This is a genomic window from Shewanella sp. SW1, from assembly GCF_025653545.1.
Classification (GTDB): Bacteria; Pseudomonadota; Gammaproteobacteria; order Enterobacterales; family Shewanellaceae; genus Shewanella; species Shewanella oncorhynchi.
The window spans coordinates 54613-69156 of the sequence record NZ_JAKKSG010000008.1 but is presented as its reverse complement, the minus strand read 5'-3'; the positions used below and the strand labels follow the sequence as shown (position 1 = coordinate 69156).

Genomic DNA, 14544 nt, shown 5'->3' with positions numbered 1-14544 from the left:
TTTTGTTTATATTATTGCCATTGGTTTATAAAAAGCAGGAAGGGATCAGCAACCCGACTCCCTCCCGCATTTGTTTAAGCTATGTGGCTTACGTGGTTTCGTGGGCCAGTAGCAGTGGGTTCAGTGTTGTGGCCCCAAAGCCCTTGGCATTTAGCTCACTGTCTAACATCAAGGTTGCGAGATCGTCTGCCGCCACATCCATAGACGGCGAGTTTTCGACGAACATCATCTTGGTATAGCCATGACATTCATCGCAGCTTTCGATCCGCACTTGAGCCTTGGCATCATCTAGTGACCAAATCGTCATCTCTTTGTCCTGACCGCAACTGGTGCAATGGGCGCGAATGTAATGCCATTCGCTCTCGCACAGACTGCAATGCAGATAGCGCAAACCAGCTCGAGGCTGATCGACAATCACACTCGCCACCGGATGACATCCACACACGGGACACATACTCTGCTGCGCCACCTTGCGCAGATCCATCCGCTTGATGACCATAGGTGCCCAATGCGACCAATAAACGCCCATCGCCGCCCAGATGAATAAGCTAAAACGGGCAGGCACTTCACTGACATGCCCTTGCCGTAGTGAACGCCCCCACGAACTCAGTTGCTCGGGTGATTGCTGCATCAACAAACGCACTACCCGAGCTATGGATTCATCCACCTGCGGCAACAAATCACTTAACAGTTGCTGTAGCAGTCCTTGCCAATAGCTATCTGCCTCTGAGCCCAAAAGGGAAAGCGGAGTCGCCTCATCTTTCCCCCAAGCGAGAAGCTTACCGAAGTCAGCCTCCTGCGCTAACCTGGCCTGTATAGAGACCAAACGGCGACATAGCTCAAAGTAGTCAGCCAGCGGCGAGTCCTTGGCCAATGACAGCAAACGCTGCGCCCTTCTGTGATACACAGCTTGGGGATCTGCCGCTTTTAACGGTTTAAGTTCCAGCGGCGATTCGCTGCCTTGGGCCAGAGGTATCTCGGCTGTATGACTCATTAATGTTTCTCCACGTCCGAATGTTCATCCAACATCACAGGGTGATGTTTGCGGCACCAAGCCTTAGAGACTTTGCCGTAAAGCATGCCCTTAACCGACCCTTCCACCCATGTCGCCATCCAAAAATGTACCATCACAAAAATCAACATGATGAGCGCACAAATGGCGTGCAACAGAATGGCCCAACCCACCACAGTGGCTGAGAAATAGGGCGCAAAGTAAGGCTGCCACATGATGATTCCCGTCACCGTTAAAGTGATAGATGTCAGCACGAAGGCGCGAAACAATACCTTTTGCCCTGGGTTGTAATGGCCGATAGGCGGGATTTTCTCCTCGTTCTCGAACATCACATCCTTAATGGCGAGCATCCAAGCGAGGTCGTGCTTTTCCCATTTGTTGTGTTTGTAGTAACGCACCAACATCAACATCAGCGGTAAGCACATCATCAAGCCCGCAATGGGATGAATAAACTTCGCCAATTGCGGTGTGCCCGCTATCGCCCCAAGCCATTGAAACGACGGATAGAAGAAGGAAAAGCCAGTGAGAAATGTCACTAGGCCAACCGCCACAATGAACCAATGACAGATGCGATCGAACAGCTTGTGACGCACTATCATTTCTTGCTTATCATGCTTGCTCATTTGTCGGCCCCCTCTTCCTGCTTAGCCTCTTCCTCTGGCGGTTGATAACCCGGTTGGTCTTCTTTGACTATGTTGCGACCGACGGTGATCTTGTGCAGACAAGCGACGGCGGCAGTGGCAAGAATGCCCATAGTGCCTAAAGGTTTGACCCAGTCCTGCCACAGAGTGAGTGACAGTGGGATCTGCGGGTTATCAGGCATGTTGTAGCTTTCGGGCTGATCGATATCGTGCAATATCATCATCATACCCGTACCACCTACGCCCTCAGGGTTATAAAGTCCTGCCTTAGCAAAGCCCTTTTCCTTCAGTTCTTCGACCCGTTTTTGCGAGTAGAACAACATGTCCTCACGGGTGCCAAAACGCAGCGCCCCTGTGGTACAGGACTTAACGCAGGAAGGTTCCAATCCCACAGCCAAACGGTCAGAGCACATAGTGCACTTGTAGGCCTTGTTATCCTTAGGATCGATTTTGGGCACATCGAAAGGACAAGCACTGGCGCAATAACCGCAGCCGATACATTTGTCCGAATCGAAGTCCACCACACCATTGGCGTGCTGGATAATCGCGCCCGAGGTCGAACAAGCCGTTAAGCAGGCAGGGTCGGCACAGTGCATACAGGCCGAGTGGGTAAATTGCCAACGCAGCTTGTTGCTTTCCATAACCTCATGGAACTCCATCAGGGTCCAACATTGGCCCGATAGCGACATAGGGTTTTGGTAACTGCCTTGGAAGGTGCCCACCTCTTCCCGTAAATCATTCCACTCAGAACACGCCACTTGGCAGGCTTTACAGCCATTACACTTAGTGGCGTCGAACAGCTTAGCGACCTTTTCTGACGAATTACGCCCCTTTGCCGCAGGCGTCACCGCTGAAGTACCGGAGCGGCGGATAATGTCTTGTGATGCCATAATCAGATCCCCTCCGCTTTAGTGATGTTAACCAAAAATGCTTTGAACTCAGGCACCTGTGTATTTGCATCCCCCACTTCCGTGGTAAGTACGTTACAGGAGTAACTCTTACGAGTGAGTGCATTATGGCTGCCGTGACGGGGTAACCCGACGGTATGGACTAACTGGCCATTTACCTTTAACGGCTGTAGCCGTTTAGTCACTAAGGCTTTGGTTTCAATGCTGCCACGTTTAGAGCTGACAGTGACCCAATCCCCATTAGCGATACCTTTTTCTGCCGCTAACATTTCATCGATTTCGACGAAGGTTTCAGGCATAGAAATCGCAGCTAAACGAGCGTGCGTAGACCAGAAGTTAAAGTGTTCAGTTACACAGTAAGTAGTTGCCACATAAGGGAAGTCCTTATGGGAACCTAAGGTTTCCTTCACACCCGGTAACATACGTACCGCAGGGTTACTGGTGACCTTGTGTAACGGGTTCAACCCAATAGGCGACTCCATCGGCTCGTAGTGCTCAGGGAACGGACCTTCGGCCAATAATTTAAGGGCGAAGAAACGACCCACACCTTCGGGTTGCATGATGAAGGGGCCAGCGGATTCCTGTGGTGTTAACTTCATATTGAAGTCGCCCACATCGATACCGTGCCACTTACCGTCAACCCACTCGACGATAGTGCGTTTTGGATCCCAAGGTTTGCCGTTGATATCGCAAGAAGCGCGGTTATACAGCACACGACGGTTTGCTGGCCAAGCAAATGCCCAACCCGGAGTAACACCTTTACCGGAAGGATCATGGTTGTCACGGCGAGCCATCAAGTTGCCTTCTTCGGTCCAAGAACCCGCATAAATCCAACAGGCGCTGGCGGTACTACCATCAGCTTTCAGTTCAGCAAAACTACTGAGCTGACGTTGAGTCACGAGATCCTTACCGTTAAGCTCGCGAGCGATTTCTTCAGCGTGCGGTGAGTGAGGATTGTGGTAATTCCAGCTCATCGCGTGCACTGGCTCAGGCAGCTTACCGCCCTCTTGTTTGTACAGTTCACGCATTGCCATTAAGACGCCAGAGAGAATCTCAGCATCTGGCTTGGCTTCACCCGGCGGGTTAGCTCCCTTCCAATGCCACTGCATCCAACGGCCAGAGTTGACGATGGAACCTTCTTCCTCGGCAAAACACGTCGTAGGTAAACGGAACACTTCCGTCATGATTTCAGCGGGATTGACTTCATTGAAGCCATCGGCATTTTGCCAGAAGGTTGCGGTTTCCGTTGCCAAGGCATCTAACACCACCATGTACTTAAGATTACTCAAGGCTTTGAGTACCTTATTACGGTTTGGCATAGAGTTAATGGCGTTAACACCTTGGATAATGTAGCCATTCACTTCGCCGTGGAAAGCCATATCTAAGTGTTTAGTAAAGTCGTACTGCTTGTCCCATTTCGGCAACCAGTCATAACCAAAGTCATTTTCAACCGTAGCGTTATCGCCCCAAAAGCTCTTCATTTGTGAAACAAAGAATTTAGGGTAATTTTGCCAATAGTTGGTTTGGCCCGGACGCAGAGCGACAGGGGTATAGTTGTGGAGATAGGTTTTAAGATTAATGTCTTTTTCGTTCGGCAACTTGAGGTAACCGGGCAAGCTTTGACACAATAAACCCATATCGGTCGCGCCTTGCACGTTCGAGTGTCCGCGCAGAGCGTTAACACCACCGCCCAACACCCCAATGTTACCCAGCAGCAACTGCACCATGGCCATAGAGCGAATGTTCTGCGCCCCTTTACTGTGGTGAGTCCAACCTAAGGCATACATAAAGGTCGCGGCTCTATCGTGGGTATGAGTGCTACCAATTTGTTGGCAAACGATCTCATAGTCCGCAATCGGCGTACCGGTAATATTGCTTACTGTTTCAAAGTCATAGCGTTCTACATGTTGCTTCATTAAGTTCCACACACAGCGTGGATGTTCGAAGCTAGGATCGATTTTCGCGTAACCCTGTTCGTCTAACTCGTAGTACCAAGACTCTTTATTGTAGCTATCTGTTTCTTCATCGAAACCGCTGAACAGACCTTCACTAAAAGAGAAGTCTTCGCGCACTATGTAACTGGCATTGGTATAAGCCTTCACATAGTCGTAGTTCACTTGTTTGGTTTCAATAAGATAGCGGATCACCCCGAGCAGGAAAGCGATATCTGTGCCCGAGCGGATCGGCGCATAGTAATCGGCCACAGCGGCGCTACGGGTGAAGCGAGGATCGACCACCAAAAGTTTAGCGTTGTTATGTTGCATAGCTTCTGTAACCCAGCCGAATCCGACAGGGTGAGCCTCTGCAGCATTACCGCCCATAATAATGATCAAATTAGAGTTTTTAATATCGATCCAGTGGTTGGTCATGGCACCACGTCCAAATGTCGGAGCAAGACTTGCTACCGTTGGAGAGTGTCAGTTACGCGCAATAGTATCGATTGCAACTAGGCCCAGTGCCCGTGCAAATTTCTGGGTGATATAGCCGCCTTCATTCGGCATCGCCGACGAGGTCATCATCCCAGTGCTAAGCCAACGGTTAACCGTCATCCCAGCAGAATTCTTTTCAATCAAGTTAGCATCACGGTCATTCTTCATCAGACGGGCGATGCGTTGGTAAGCTTCAGTCCAGCTGATACGAGTCCATTCATTACTGCCTGGCGCACGGTACTCAGGATATTTAAGACGATTAGGGCTATTCACATAATCCACTAAACCAGCGCCCTTAGGACACAAGGCCCCACGGTTGACTGGATGGTCTGCATCCCCTTCGATATGGAAAATACTTTGTTCGGCGTTTTTGCCGTTACTTCCTTTGCTGTACATCAGCAATCCGCAACCCACTGAGCAATAGCAGCAGTTATTGCGGGTTTCTTTCGCGCTAATGAGTTTGAATTCTCGAACGGCCGCATAGGCCTTTTCGGACATCAATCCCAACGCTGAAATTGCTGAGGTGGCAGCTCCGGCAGCACACAGTCTAAAAAACTGGCGTCTGTTCATTGCGTCCTCTCACACTCTTGTCGTTATGAGTCTAGTGGTTGCTGTGGTAAAAATGGCAACCGATTGAGTGAGTCCTACTAAAGACCACACTTAATTTAAGATTATCCCCAAAGAAGAAATAGATAACAAATAATGACATGAGATCAAGATCCCAAATAAACAACCACAGAACTTAACTCCAAAAAATATTACAAATAAAGAATTAAAACCCAACTAATAATAATCAAAGAACAATAAAAGGAATTAAAAACCAAAAAACCACAAAGGACAATTTGTCCAACATTGCGAGCCCATATTGTCCCATATCATAGGGTTGTGGTTATTAAAAATGATTAAATACATTCAAATATGCATAATGATGGCGGATAAAAACACAAAGGTAACGGTTTCTAGAGGGATAGACAGCCACAAAAACTGACAATGTAAAGATTAGGGTAAAAATTGCAGAGTCTGCGGTGTTAAACACACCAAAATGGCAAAGACAAAGATCGAGGAAAAGCAGGAAAAAACCAAATAAAAAGGCACAAGCAATCTGCCTGCACCTTAAATTTTGCCTTTTAACGCTTATTTTTAGCACATTGAGGTGCAAAATCTGGGCGCGATAACAAAAGCGCCTCAGTGCAGCCTATTCCCGCGGAGTAAACACCTGTTCAGCCATTAAACTAAAACAAACGCCTAAAAGCTGGCTAGCGTTCCTGCAGGCAGATAAGTGTTAAAGCTCGCTGTATACAACAAATCGGTCGCGGCTTCGATATCTGGCGCGAAGTATCTGTCTTTATCGTAATAGGCGACGACTTCACGCAATTCGGCTTTAGCCTTAGCCACTGCAGCACTTGGGGCTAAAGGAGCACGAAAATCTAAACCCTGAGCCGCCGCTAACAATTCAATTGCCAGTACACCACGGGTATTTTCGCTCATATCGCGCAAGCGGCGGGCAGCAAAGGTCGCCATAGAAACATGGTCTTCTTGGTTAGCCGATGTTGGCAAGCTGTCAACTGATGCCGGATGTGCGTAGGTTTTGTTCTCGGACGCCAATGCCGCCGCCGTCACTTGGGCGATCATAAAGCCTGAGTTAACGCCACCGTTTTTCACCAGGAAAGGCGGCAATTTTGACAGGCTAGAATCGATTAGCAGTGCAATACGACGCTCGGCAATGGAGCCCAGTTCAGCAATTGCAATCGCCAGATTATCCGCCGCCATAGCCACGGGTTCGGCGTGGAAGTTACCGCCCGAAATGATATCGCCCGTGTCTTGGAACACCAGTGGATTATCGGTTACGCCATTGGCCTCTGTGCCTAACACATCGGCCGCGTGACGAATTTGGGTCAAGCAAGCACCCAGCACCTGTGGCTGACAGCGCAGTGAGTAAGGATCTTGCACCTTTTCACAGTTAGCGTGACTTAAGCTTATCTCAGACTCTTCACCCAGTAGATGACGGAAGACCATGGCCGAATCGATTTGACCTTTCTGACCACGCGCCGCATGGATGCGAGGATCAAACGGGCTACGGCTGCCCATAGCCGCTTCGACGCTCATGGCACCGATCACTGAACTTGCTGCGAACAAGTCTTCGGCATGGAACAACCCTTCCAGCGCCAGCGCAGTCGACGCTTGTGTGCCGTTAAGCAAAGCCAGCCCTTCTTTGGCCGCTAAATCGATTGGCTTGAGACCAGCAATTTCTAAACCTTCGGCGGCAGAAATTAACTCGCCTCGATAGCTCATTTCGCCTTCGCCCAGCATAGGCAAACACATGTGCGCCAGTGGCGCTAAGTCACCCGAGGCGCCGACTGAACCTTTTTCAGGCACGCAGGGATAAACTTCGGCGTTCACTAAGCTGATTAAGAAGTTAATCACTTCTAAACGAATGCCTGAAAAACCACGGCTTAATGAGTTGATTTTTAACACCATCATCAAGCGCACTGTGGCATCTTGCATGTATTGCCCCGTGCCAGCGGCGTGTGACAACACGATAGAACGTTGCAGCAATTGCAGATCTTCGGGCGCTATCTTGGTATTGGCCAACAAGCCAAAGCCCGTGTTGATGCCGTAAACGGTGCGGCCTTCATCCAACACTTTTTGCACGATTTGCGCACTGGTGTTGATATCAGTAATCGCCTCTGGTGCGAGTTCCAGTGTCAACTTATGACGGCTGATTTCGCGCAATTGCGCTAGGCTCAAGCTGCCCGGCGTTAACACTAAGTGATTCACAGATTTCATATTTTTAGCTCCAAGCTTTTAGTTATTATTGTTATTGAGTCGTTAGCATCGGCTAGTCTTGCATAGGTAAATCGAGGCCCTGCTCCTTGGCGCAGTTTTTCGCAATCTCGTAGCCCGCATCGGCATGGCGCATCACGCCTGTCGCTGGGTCATTCCACAACACGCGGCCAACCCGTTTTGCCGCCGCATCTGTGCCGTCACACACAATGACCACACCCGAATGTTGGCTAAAGCCCATGCCGACACCGCCGCCGTGGTGCAAAGACACCCAAGTTGCGCCGCTGGCGGTGTTGAGTAGTGCGTTCAGTAATGGCCAATCGGATACTGCATCAGAGCCGTCCAGCATAGATTCGGTTTCCCGGTTCGGGCTGGCCACTGAGCCAGAATCTAAGTGGTCGCGACCGATTACCACGGGCGCCGACAACTCACCGTTTTTAACCATTTCGTTGAAAGCTAACGCCAAGCGAGCGCGATCTTTTAAGCCCACCCAGCAAATACGCGCAGGCAGACCTTGGAAGGCAATACGTTCGCGCGCCATGTCTAACCAATTGTGCAGGTGTGGATTATCTGGGATCAGTTCTTTGACTTTAGCGTCGGTTTTGTAGATATCTTCGGGATCGCCAGATAACGCCACCCAGCGGAACGGGCCAATGCCTTCACAGAACAGTGGGCGAATATAAGCAGGTACAAAACCTGGGAAATCGAAGGCATTTTCAACGCCCATTTCAAACGCCATTTGGCGAATGTTGTTACCGTAATCGAGCGTGGCTGCACCCGCGGCTTGCAGGTCGAGCATGGCTTGTACTTGCACCGCCATCGAGGCTTTCGCCGCTTTCACTACGCCCGCTTCGTCGGTTTTACGCATGGCGGCGGCCTCAGCCATAGTCCAACCCTGCGGTAGATAACCGTTTAATGGGTCGTGTGCCGAAGTTTGGTCAGTCACGACATCTGGGGTAACGCCGCGTTTAACTAATTCAGCAAACACATCGGCGGCATTCGCTAATAAGCCCACTGATACTGGCTTGCCAGCTTGGTTCGCTTCTTCAATCATCGCCAATGCTTCATCGAGCGAAGTGGCTTTTTTGTCAACATAGCGAGTACGCAAACGGAAATCGATGCGGGTCTCGTCGACTTCACAGGCTAACACAGAGAAGCCAGCCATAGTCCCCGCCAGCGTTTGTGCGCCGCCCATACCGCCTAACCCGCCGGTGAGGATCCATTTGCCTTTAGAGATACCCTCAAAGTGCTGTTTTGCGACCGAGACAAAGGTCTCGTAGGTACCTTGAACTATGCCTTGAGTACCGATATAGATCCAAGAACCAGCCGTCATCTGACCGTACATGGCCAAACCGAGCTTGTCTAACTCGTTGAAATGCTCCCAGTTCGCCCAATGTGGCACTAGGTTTGAGTTAGCAATCAGCACGCGCGGTGCATCAGTATGGGTGCGAAATACGCCCACAGGTTTGCCCGATTGCACTAATAAGGTTTCGTCGCCTTCGAGGCGTTGTAAGACTTCGATGATTTTGTCATAACAATCCCAATCGCGGGCGGCGCGGCCGATACCGCCGTAGACGACTAAGTCTTCTGGGCGCTCGGCGACATCGGGATGTAAGTTGTTCATTAACATACGCATTGGCGCTTCTGTGAGCCAACTCTTACAGCTTAATTGTGTGCCATGCGGTGCAATAATGCGGCGGCTTGGGTCGTGGCGCTTATCCATTGAATTTTCCTCTTTCAACCTGTGGTGCTAACTCGTATTCGCTAAGTCGCTAATACGGGTTAGCACTATTGTTTTTATTGTGTTTTTATCTATCTATTTGTCGAAATAATCTAATAGGGTAAAGCTGTTAAGGTTACTGATTTAAATCTACATCTAACGTTACTTACTAAAGGTTAAGTGGCCGCCGAGTTTAAAGCGGCTACCTGGATGAACTAATTTTGCAAAACTCACGACGCCTTGGCGTGACCAAGTGCGGCGTAAAATCTGTAAACAGGGCTCAGTGGCGGGGATTTCGAGCCTTTGCTGTAATGCTTCACTGGCGATAATCGCTTCAATCGTGTGATGCGCCTCGGTCAGCGGTGCCACTTGGGACAAATATTCGTGGGGTGTCTGCTGGGTAAAATCCTGCAATAAATAATCAGGTACCAGCTCAGGATTCACATAACGCTCTTCAACTTGCAACGGTAAGCCCTGCTCGCAATGCACTAAGATCGAATGGAATACTGTCGCACCGTGCTCAAGCCCAAGGGCAATGGCGATACTCTGACTCGCCGCGACTTGTTCTAACACCCATTGCTGCACGCTATAGCCGTGGCCGCGGTCTTTTATCTCATCGGCAATATTGCGGATCGCCAACATAGACGACTGGGATTTACACCCAGCGACGAAGGTGCCTAGCCCTTGAGAACGCTCAAGCACACCGCTATCCGTCAGCTCGGTTAGCGCACGTCGCGCCGTCATTCGGCTGCAGGTAAACAAATCGGCAAGCTGATTCTCAGAAGGCACGCGAGCATGCTCTTCCCACTCACCCGACTCGATAGAGGAGATAATGTATTGCTTAATTTCTGCAAACTTAGGTGTAGCCAAAACATTTCCTCAATATAAAGCGCTAGAATCTAGGTGCTATTCACTCTTTCAAACGTTCAAAATTGCGGCTACAATCCTAGCTTGTATATACAAGTAAATACAAGCCAGCTCACATAAATTTAATAAACCGTTAATCACTTGGTTAACATCTGCCAGCACAGCGAGGGGAATACATGTCTTGGGATCAGGTTTGGATAGACGTTAACTTAGCCACAATGGACCCTTCCGTATCAGCACCTTATGGTGCGATCACCAACGCGGCCATCGCAGTAAAAGATGGCAAAATTGCTTGGCTTGGCCCCCGCAGCGAACTGCCCGCCTTCGATGTGTTGTCAATTCCCGTTTACAGGGGCAAAGGCGGCTGGATCACCCCAGGATTAATTGACGCCCACACCCACTTAATCTTTGCCGGTAATCGCGCCAATGAATTTGAGTTACGCCTACAGGGCGCCAGTTACGAAGACATTGCTCGTGCAGGTGGCGGCATTATTTCAACCGTTAAAGCTTGCCGCGAAGCGGATGAAGCAGAATTATTTGAACTCGGCCGTCAGCGTTTAAACGCGCTGGCCAAAGAAGGAGTGACTACGGTTGAGATAAAATCGGGTTACGGCTTAGATACTGAAACTGAATTGAAAATCCTGCGTGTCGCCCGCGAGCTCGGCAAGCATCACCACGTAGATGTGAAGACCACATTCCTTGGCGCCCATGCAATTCCGCCAGAATATAAAGACAATAGCGACGGCTATGTCGACTTAATTATCAATAAGATGCTACCCGCGGTGATCGCCGAAAATCTTGCTGATGCAGTGGATGTATTCTGCGAAAATATCGCCTTTAACCTTGAGCAAACTGAACGGGTACTCTGCGCAGCCAAAGCGGCGGGCTTAGAGATTAAGCTCCATGCCGAGCAGTTAACTAATATGGGTGGCAGCGCACTGGCCGCACGTCTTGGTGCTAAGTCTGTGGATCATATCGAATATTTAGATGAGGCAGGCGTAAAAGCCTTAAGTGAAAGCGGCACCTGCGCCGTACTGCTGCCGGGCGCCTTTTACTTTTTGCGGGAAACCCAAAAACCACCTATCGATTTACTGCGCCAATACGGCGTACCTATGGTGCTCGCCAGCGATTTCAACCCTGGTTCATCCCCCATTTGCTCAACCCTGTTGATGCTAAATATGGGCTGCACCTTGTTCCGCTTAACGCCAGAAGAAGCCCTAACTGGACTCACCTTAAATGCCGCCAAAGCACTCGGAATTGAAGACACGGTTGGCAGCTTAGTCGTTGGCAAACAAGCCGATTTTTGTCTTTGGGATATCGCTACGCCTGCGCAGTTGGCCTACAGCTACGGCGTCAATCCCTGCAAAGATGTAGTGAAGAATGGCAAGCTAGTTCACCAGTAGCCTAAGTGCATCAATAATAGGTGCATCAGCAGCAAAAACGGCATAAGCGAAAGGTTAGATAAGGTCGTTAAGTCAAACTTGGCGACCTTATCTGGATTTAAACACTGGCCCCATTTTCTAACTGTTCATCTTCTTGTTTTACCAGCTTATGCTCACCTTCGTTACAACCTATTTTCCAATAGCTCGAGGTATAAAAATGACTCTTAGGCAATGAATGCGCTTGCTTAAAGTGTCTTCTTAACGCGCGCATGCTATTAAATTCACAGGCAATCCATACGGCGGGCTCGCTAGCAAGCCAAGGTAATTGGGCAATTCGCTCGATCAAAGGGCGACCTTCGGGATCGGCCTCAGGATTGATCACCCAATGCAGCTCCACGTGTTCAGGATGTACGAGAGGCTGAATGTCAGCCTCGCTTAGCACTTCAATCACAGCGTAACCCACGGCATTGTTTGGTAATTTTGCCAGATTCACGCTAATGGCGGGTAAGGCTGTCATATCACCTGCGAGTAAAAACCAATCCGCCTCAAAATTGATCAGTTTTTTAAGCCCGGGTCCACCAATTTGAATGAGTTCGCCCACCTGCACCGTTTTCGCCCAACTCGATGCGGGGCCGTCAGTATCGTGCAGCACAAAATCCACATCGATTTCATCATCGCGTTGCTGGCGGATAGTGTAAGTTCGCATTAATGGACGCTCACCCGCTTGTGGGAATAACAACTTGATATAGGCACTCTCTTGATCGACAGGAAATCCAGCCAATCCCGCACCGCCTAAGGTGATGCGTAACATATGCGGAGTGATATAAGTCGCGCGGATCACTTCTAGCTCACGTGGTGCAGGTTTATTCATTATGATTTTCTCCTATTGCGTTTTCTGCCGTTAAGCGCAACTCAATGGCTCCGTTTCCAGCCGTATCTTTTGGCTTACTAGATGGTCTTTTTTGAGTAAGGCAATCAGTTTCACTTTTGGCGGCAGCGGCATCATCCACACTTTTACTGATCCTATTGGCAAGTTTAATAAAAGTATCAACTTCGTCTGAACTGAGCGCCTGCGTCATGCGCGCCACGGTTTTACGTTCTGAGGCATTGATCTGAGTCATGATCTTTTCCCCCTCAGCCGTAGGTCGCAGTAACTGGCTGCGGCCATCCTTAGGGTTATCGATTTTAGTGATCAACCCGCTCTGCTGTAGCTCATTAAGAACACGGGTAATTTGTGCTTTATCCCGCTGCATACGCAGGGCGATAGACTGGGCCGTCGATTCAGGATTACGACAAACCCCCTTCAAGGCACGGATATGAGTGACAGGTAAATCAATCTCTTGTGCAGCAATATCACTACGCAATTGCTTTTTGTAGGCATGCACTAATCTGTGTAAGGTTTCACTGAGTGACAATGACGACATAGAAGGCTCTCGATATAGTTGACTGTATCAACAATATCGAGATTAGTTGATTGTGTCAACTAATCTACTCCCGCACCTTTTTAGAGAGTGTTTATAACGGAACATAAATCAAAGTTTATATTTCGCTCTAATCTCATTCAGCAGTGCTTGCCACTTAGGGTAAATCGCTAACTCATTATTCCATGGCGCCATGGTCTGTGCCATGTTGGGATTTTGGCCTTGTTTTAACTGATATAAATAAGCAAACGCTGAGGCTCGATAATTAGCGAGACAATGCACTAATACATCTTTCCCCTTATGCTGATCCATAGCCGCAAAGAAGGCTTCCACATCTTCGACCTTTGGATTTTGCCAGTCCACGGGAATATACACATAGTCCATTCCGGCCTGAGTCACGAGTTTACCTTCATCAGGGTGGGCATCTTTACTGCTGTCCGGCATAAGATTGATCACCACATCCACACCAGCTTGTTTAAGCAGTGAAAATTGCTGCTCATTTGGTAAACCTGAGCTTAATAACTGCGGCGCTTGCTGTTGTAATGCACGAATACCCTGAAGATTTTCGATCGATTCTATATTGGCATTCGCCAGTGGAGCCCCCAAAAACAGGGCAAGAACAAGGCTTGAAAGTACGGGATTTCTCATCAATAACTCCTTGGCTAACATAAAAATCAGAGGCTTGCTTAATCCTCTGATAATCCTGTACCACCGAAGTTCAGCAAATATCATCCCAATCCACCACAAATGCACAAACCTTTGAGCTAGCACTCATTTTTCGCGCCGAATTAACGATGGTTGCGTTTCATCTTGGGAGATTTAGCAATCGGTTGCAAATATCGATGACTTACCTCTCAACATTTTTAAAAGCAACGGGCTAAAACATATTAAAAATCAACCATAAAAACAAAATAGAAGGTATTACCATCAGCGTGCTCACAACCACATATACCCAATGTTTGAAATAGATAAAGATCCCGATACCCACAATATTGGCAACAACAATAGAAATCACCAGCAGCAAAGGGGAGGCAATATGTGCAATATTATTCAAAACTCGAGATGTTGGGATATGGATTATCACTCCCGTAGAATTCAGCACAATCAACACTGCCAGTAATGAAAATGCCATCAGTACCCAAAAAAACTTACTCATTGTCCCTATCAACCTGTTATCCCTACATCCATCAGGATTATAAAGGTTCGTACCCCTATATGGCATACACTATTGAGTGTAATTATCTGTTTTACAAAGCACACCACCGAAAGCAACAGACAGGCATAAATCATCATCTTACCCAAGGTAATAAATTCGATGACTAACCGTCAACCAGAAACGCTGCTAAATTACAGTCCTAAACTCGCACGATTAAGGAAGCT

At 48.7% G+C, this 14544-nt stretch carries 12 protein-coding genes; 1 reads left to right on the top strand and 11 read right to left on the bottom strand.

Features of this window, described 5'->3' with window-relative positions; genetic code table 11:
* Positions 1-88: 88 nt before the first annotated feature.
* The 7 genes from fdhE to hutC all read right to left on the bottom strand — a co-directional run bounded on the left by fdhE (position 89) and on the right by hutC (position 10364).
* Positions 89-994, bottom strand: a complete 906-nt coding sequence (gene fdhE, locus L5M71_RS08935; RefSeq protein WP_263207001.1) for a formate dehydrogenase accessory protein FdhE — start codon at positions 992-994, stop codon at positions 89-91.
* Positions 994-1635 carry a formate dehydrogenase subunit gamma gene (locus tag L5M71_RS08930; protein WP_105250947.1) on the bottom strand — a complete coding sequence of 214 codons (642 nt, stop codon included), beginning with the start codon at positions 1633-1635 and terminating at the stop codon, positions 994-996. Before L5M71_RS08930 ends, fdhE begins: the two co-directional genes overlap by 1 nt.
* On the bottom strand, positions 1632-2543 hold the full coding sequence (gene fdxH / locus L5M71_RS08925; protein WP_263207000.1) for a formate dehydrogenase subunit beta: 912 nt from the start codon (positions 2541-2543) through the stop codon (positions 1632-1634). Before fdxH ends, L5M71_RS08930 begins: the two co-directional genes overlap by 4 nt.
* Before the next feature lie 2 nt (positions 2544-2545).
* The gene (gene fdnG, locus L5M71_RS08920) at positions 2546-5560 is read right to left on the bottom strand and encodes a formate dehydrogenase-N subunit alpha (RefSeq protein WP_173496974.1); all 3015 of its coding nucleotides are present in this window, start codon (positions 5558-5560) and stop codon (positions 2546-2548) included.
* A gap of 675 nt (positions 5561-6235) precedes the next feature.
* Complete coding sequence (gene hutH / locus L5M71_RS08915) at positions 6236-7777, bottom strand: histidine ammonia-lyase (RefSeq protein WP_173242519.1); 1542 nt, start codon at positions 7775-7777, stop codon at positions 6236-6238.
* 52 nt (positions 7778-7829) lie between these two features.
* A complete protein-coding gene (hutU, locus tag L5M71_RS08910; RefSeq protein WP_263206999.1) occupies positions 7830-9497 on the bottom strand; it encodes a urocanate hydratase in 1668 nt (555 codons plus the stop codon).
* Positions 9498-9656: 159 nt separating this feature from the next.
* On the bottom strand, positions 9657-10364 hold the full coding sequence (hutC, locus tag L5M71_RS08905; protein WP_263206998.1) for a histidine utilization repressor: 708 nt from the start codon (positions 10362-10364) through the stop codon (positions 9657-9659).
* 173 nt (positions 10365-10537) lie between these two features.
* On the opposite strand from hutC, the gene hutI reads away from it, so the two are divergent.
* On the top strand, positions 10538-11764 hold the full coding sequence (hutI, locus tag L5M71_RS08900) for an imidazolonepropionase (protein ID WP_263206997.1): 1227 nt from the start codon (positions 10538-10540) through the stop codon (positions 11762-11764).
* Positions 11765-11861: 97 nt separating this feature from the next.
* On the opposite strand, the gene L5M71_RS08895 is transcribed toward hutI, so the two are convergent.
* From L5M71_RS08895 to L5M71_RS08880, 4 genes are all read right to left on the bottom strand, one after another.
* Positions 11862-12614, bottom strand: a complete 753-nt coding sequence (locus tag L5M71_RS08895) for a siderophore-interacting protein (RefSeq protein ID WP_263206996.1) — start codon at positions 12612-12614, stop codon at positions 11862-11864.
* The gene (locus L5M71_RS08890) at positions 12607-13167 is read right to left on the bottom strand and encodes a MarR family winged helix-turn-helix transcriptional regulator (protein ID WP_263206993.1); all 561 of its coding nucleotides are present in this window, start codon (positions 13165-13167) and stop codon (positions 12607-12609) included. The genes L5M71_RS08895 and L5M71_RS08890 overlap by 8 nt, the downstream gene beginning before the upstream one ends.
* Positions 13168-13275: 108 nt before the next feature.
* Positions 13276-13812 carry a protein tyrosine phosphatase family protein gene (locus L5M71_RS08885; protein ID WP_263206991.1) on the bottom strand — a complete coding sequence of 179 codons (537 nt, stop codon included), beginning with the start codon at positions 13810-13812 and terminating at the stop codon, positions 13276-13278.
* A 229-nt stretch (positions 13813-14041) separates the two neighbouring features.
* Positions 14042-14320 (bottom strand): hypothetical protein, encoded by a 279-nt coding sequence (locus L5M71_RS08880; RefSeq protein ID WP_263164109.1) that lies wholly within the window; start codon positions 14318-14320, stop codon positions 14042-14044.
* Positions 14321-14544 lie beyond the last annotated feature (224 nt).

Coding starts and splice junctions, on each gene's coding strand:
- fdhE (WP_263207001.1), bottom strand. CDS start 994: ATGAGTCATACAGCCGAGATACCTCTGGCCCAAGGCAGCGAATCGCCG.
- L5M71_RS08930 (WP_105250947.1), bottom strand. CDS start 1,635: ATGAGCAAGCATGATAAGCAAGAAATGATAGTGCGTCACAAGCTGTTC.
- fdxH (WP_263207000.1), bottom strand. CDS start 2,543: ATGGCATCACAAGACATTATCCGCCGCTCCGGTACTTCAGCGGTGACG.
- hutH (WP_173242519.1), bottom strand. CDS start 7,777: ATGAAATCTGTGAATCACTTAGTGTTAACGCCGGGCAGCTTGAGCCTA.
- hutU (WP_263206999.1), bottom strand. CDS start 9,497: ATGGATAAGCGCCACGACCCAAGCCGCCGCATTATTGCACCGCATGGC.
- hutI (WP_263206997.1), top strand. CDS start 10,538: ATGTCTTGGGATCAGGTTTGGATAGACGTTAACTTAGCCACAATGGAC.
- L5M71_RS08895 (WP_263206996.1), bottom strand. CDS start 12,614: ATGAATAAACCTGCACCACGTGAGCTAGAAGTGATCCGCGCGACTTAT.
- L5M71_RS08890 (WP_263206993.1), bottom strand. CDS start 13,167: ATGTCGTCATTGTCACTCAGTGAAACCTTACACAGATTAGTGCATGCC.
- L5M71_RS08885 (WP_263206991.1), bottom strand. CDS start 13,812: ATGAGAAATCCCGTACTTTCAAGCCTTGTTCTTGCCCTGTTTTTGGGG.
- L5M71_RS08880 (WP_263164109.1), bottom strand. CDS start 14,320: ATGAGTAAGTTTTTTTGGGTACTGATGGCATTTTCATTACTGGCAGTG.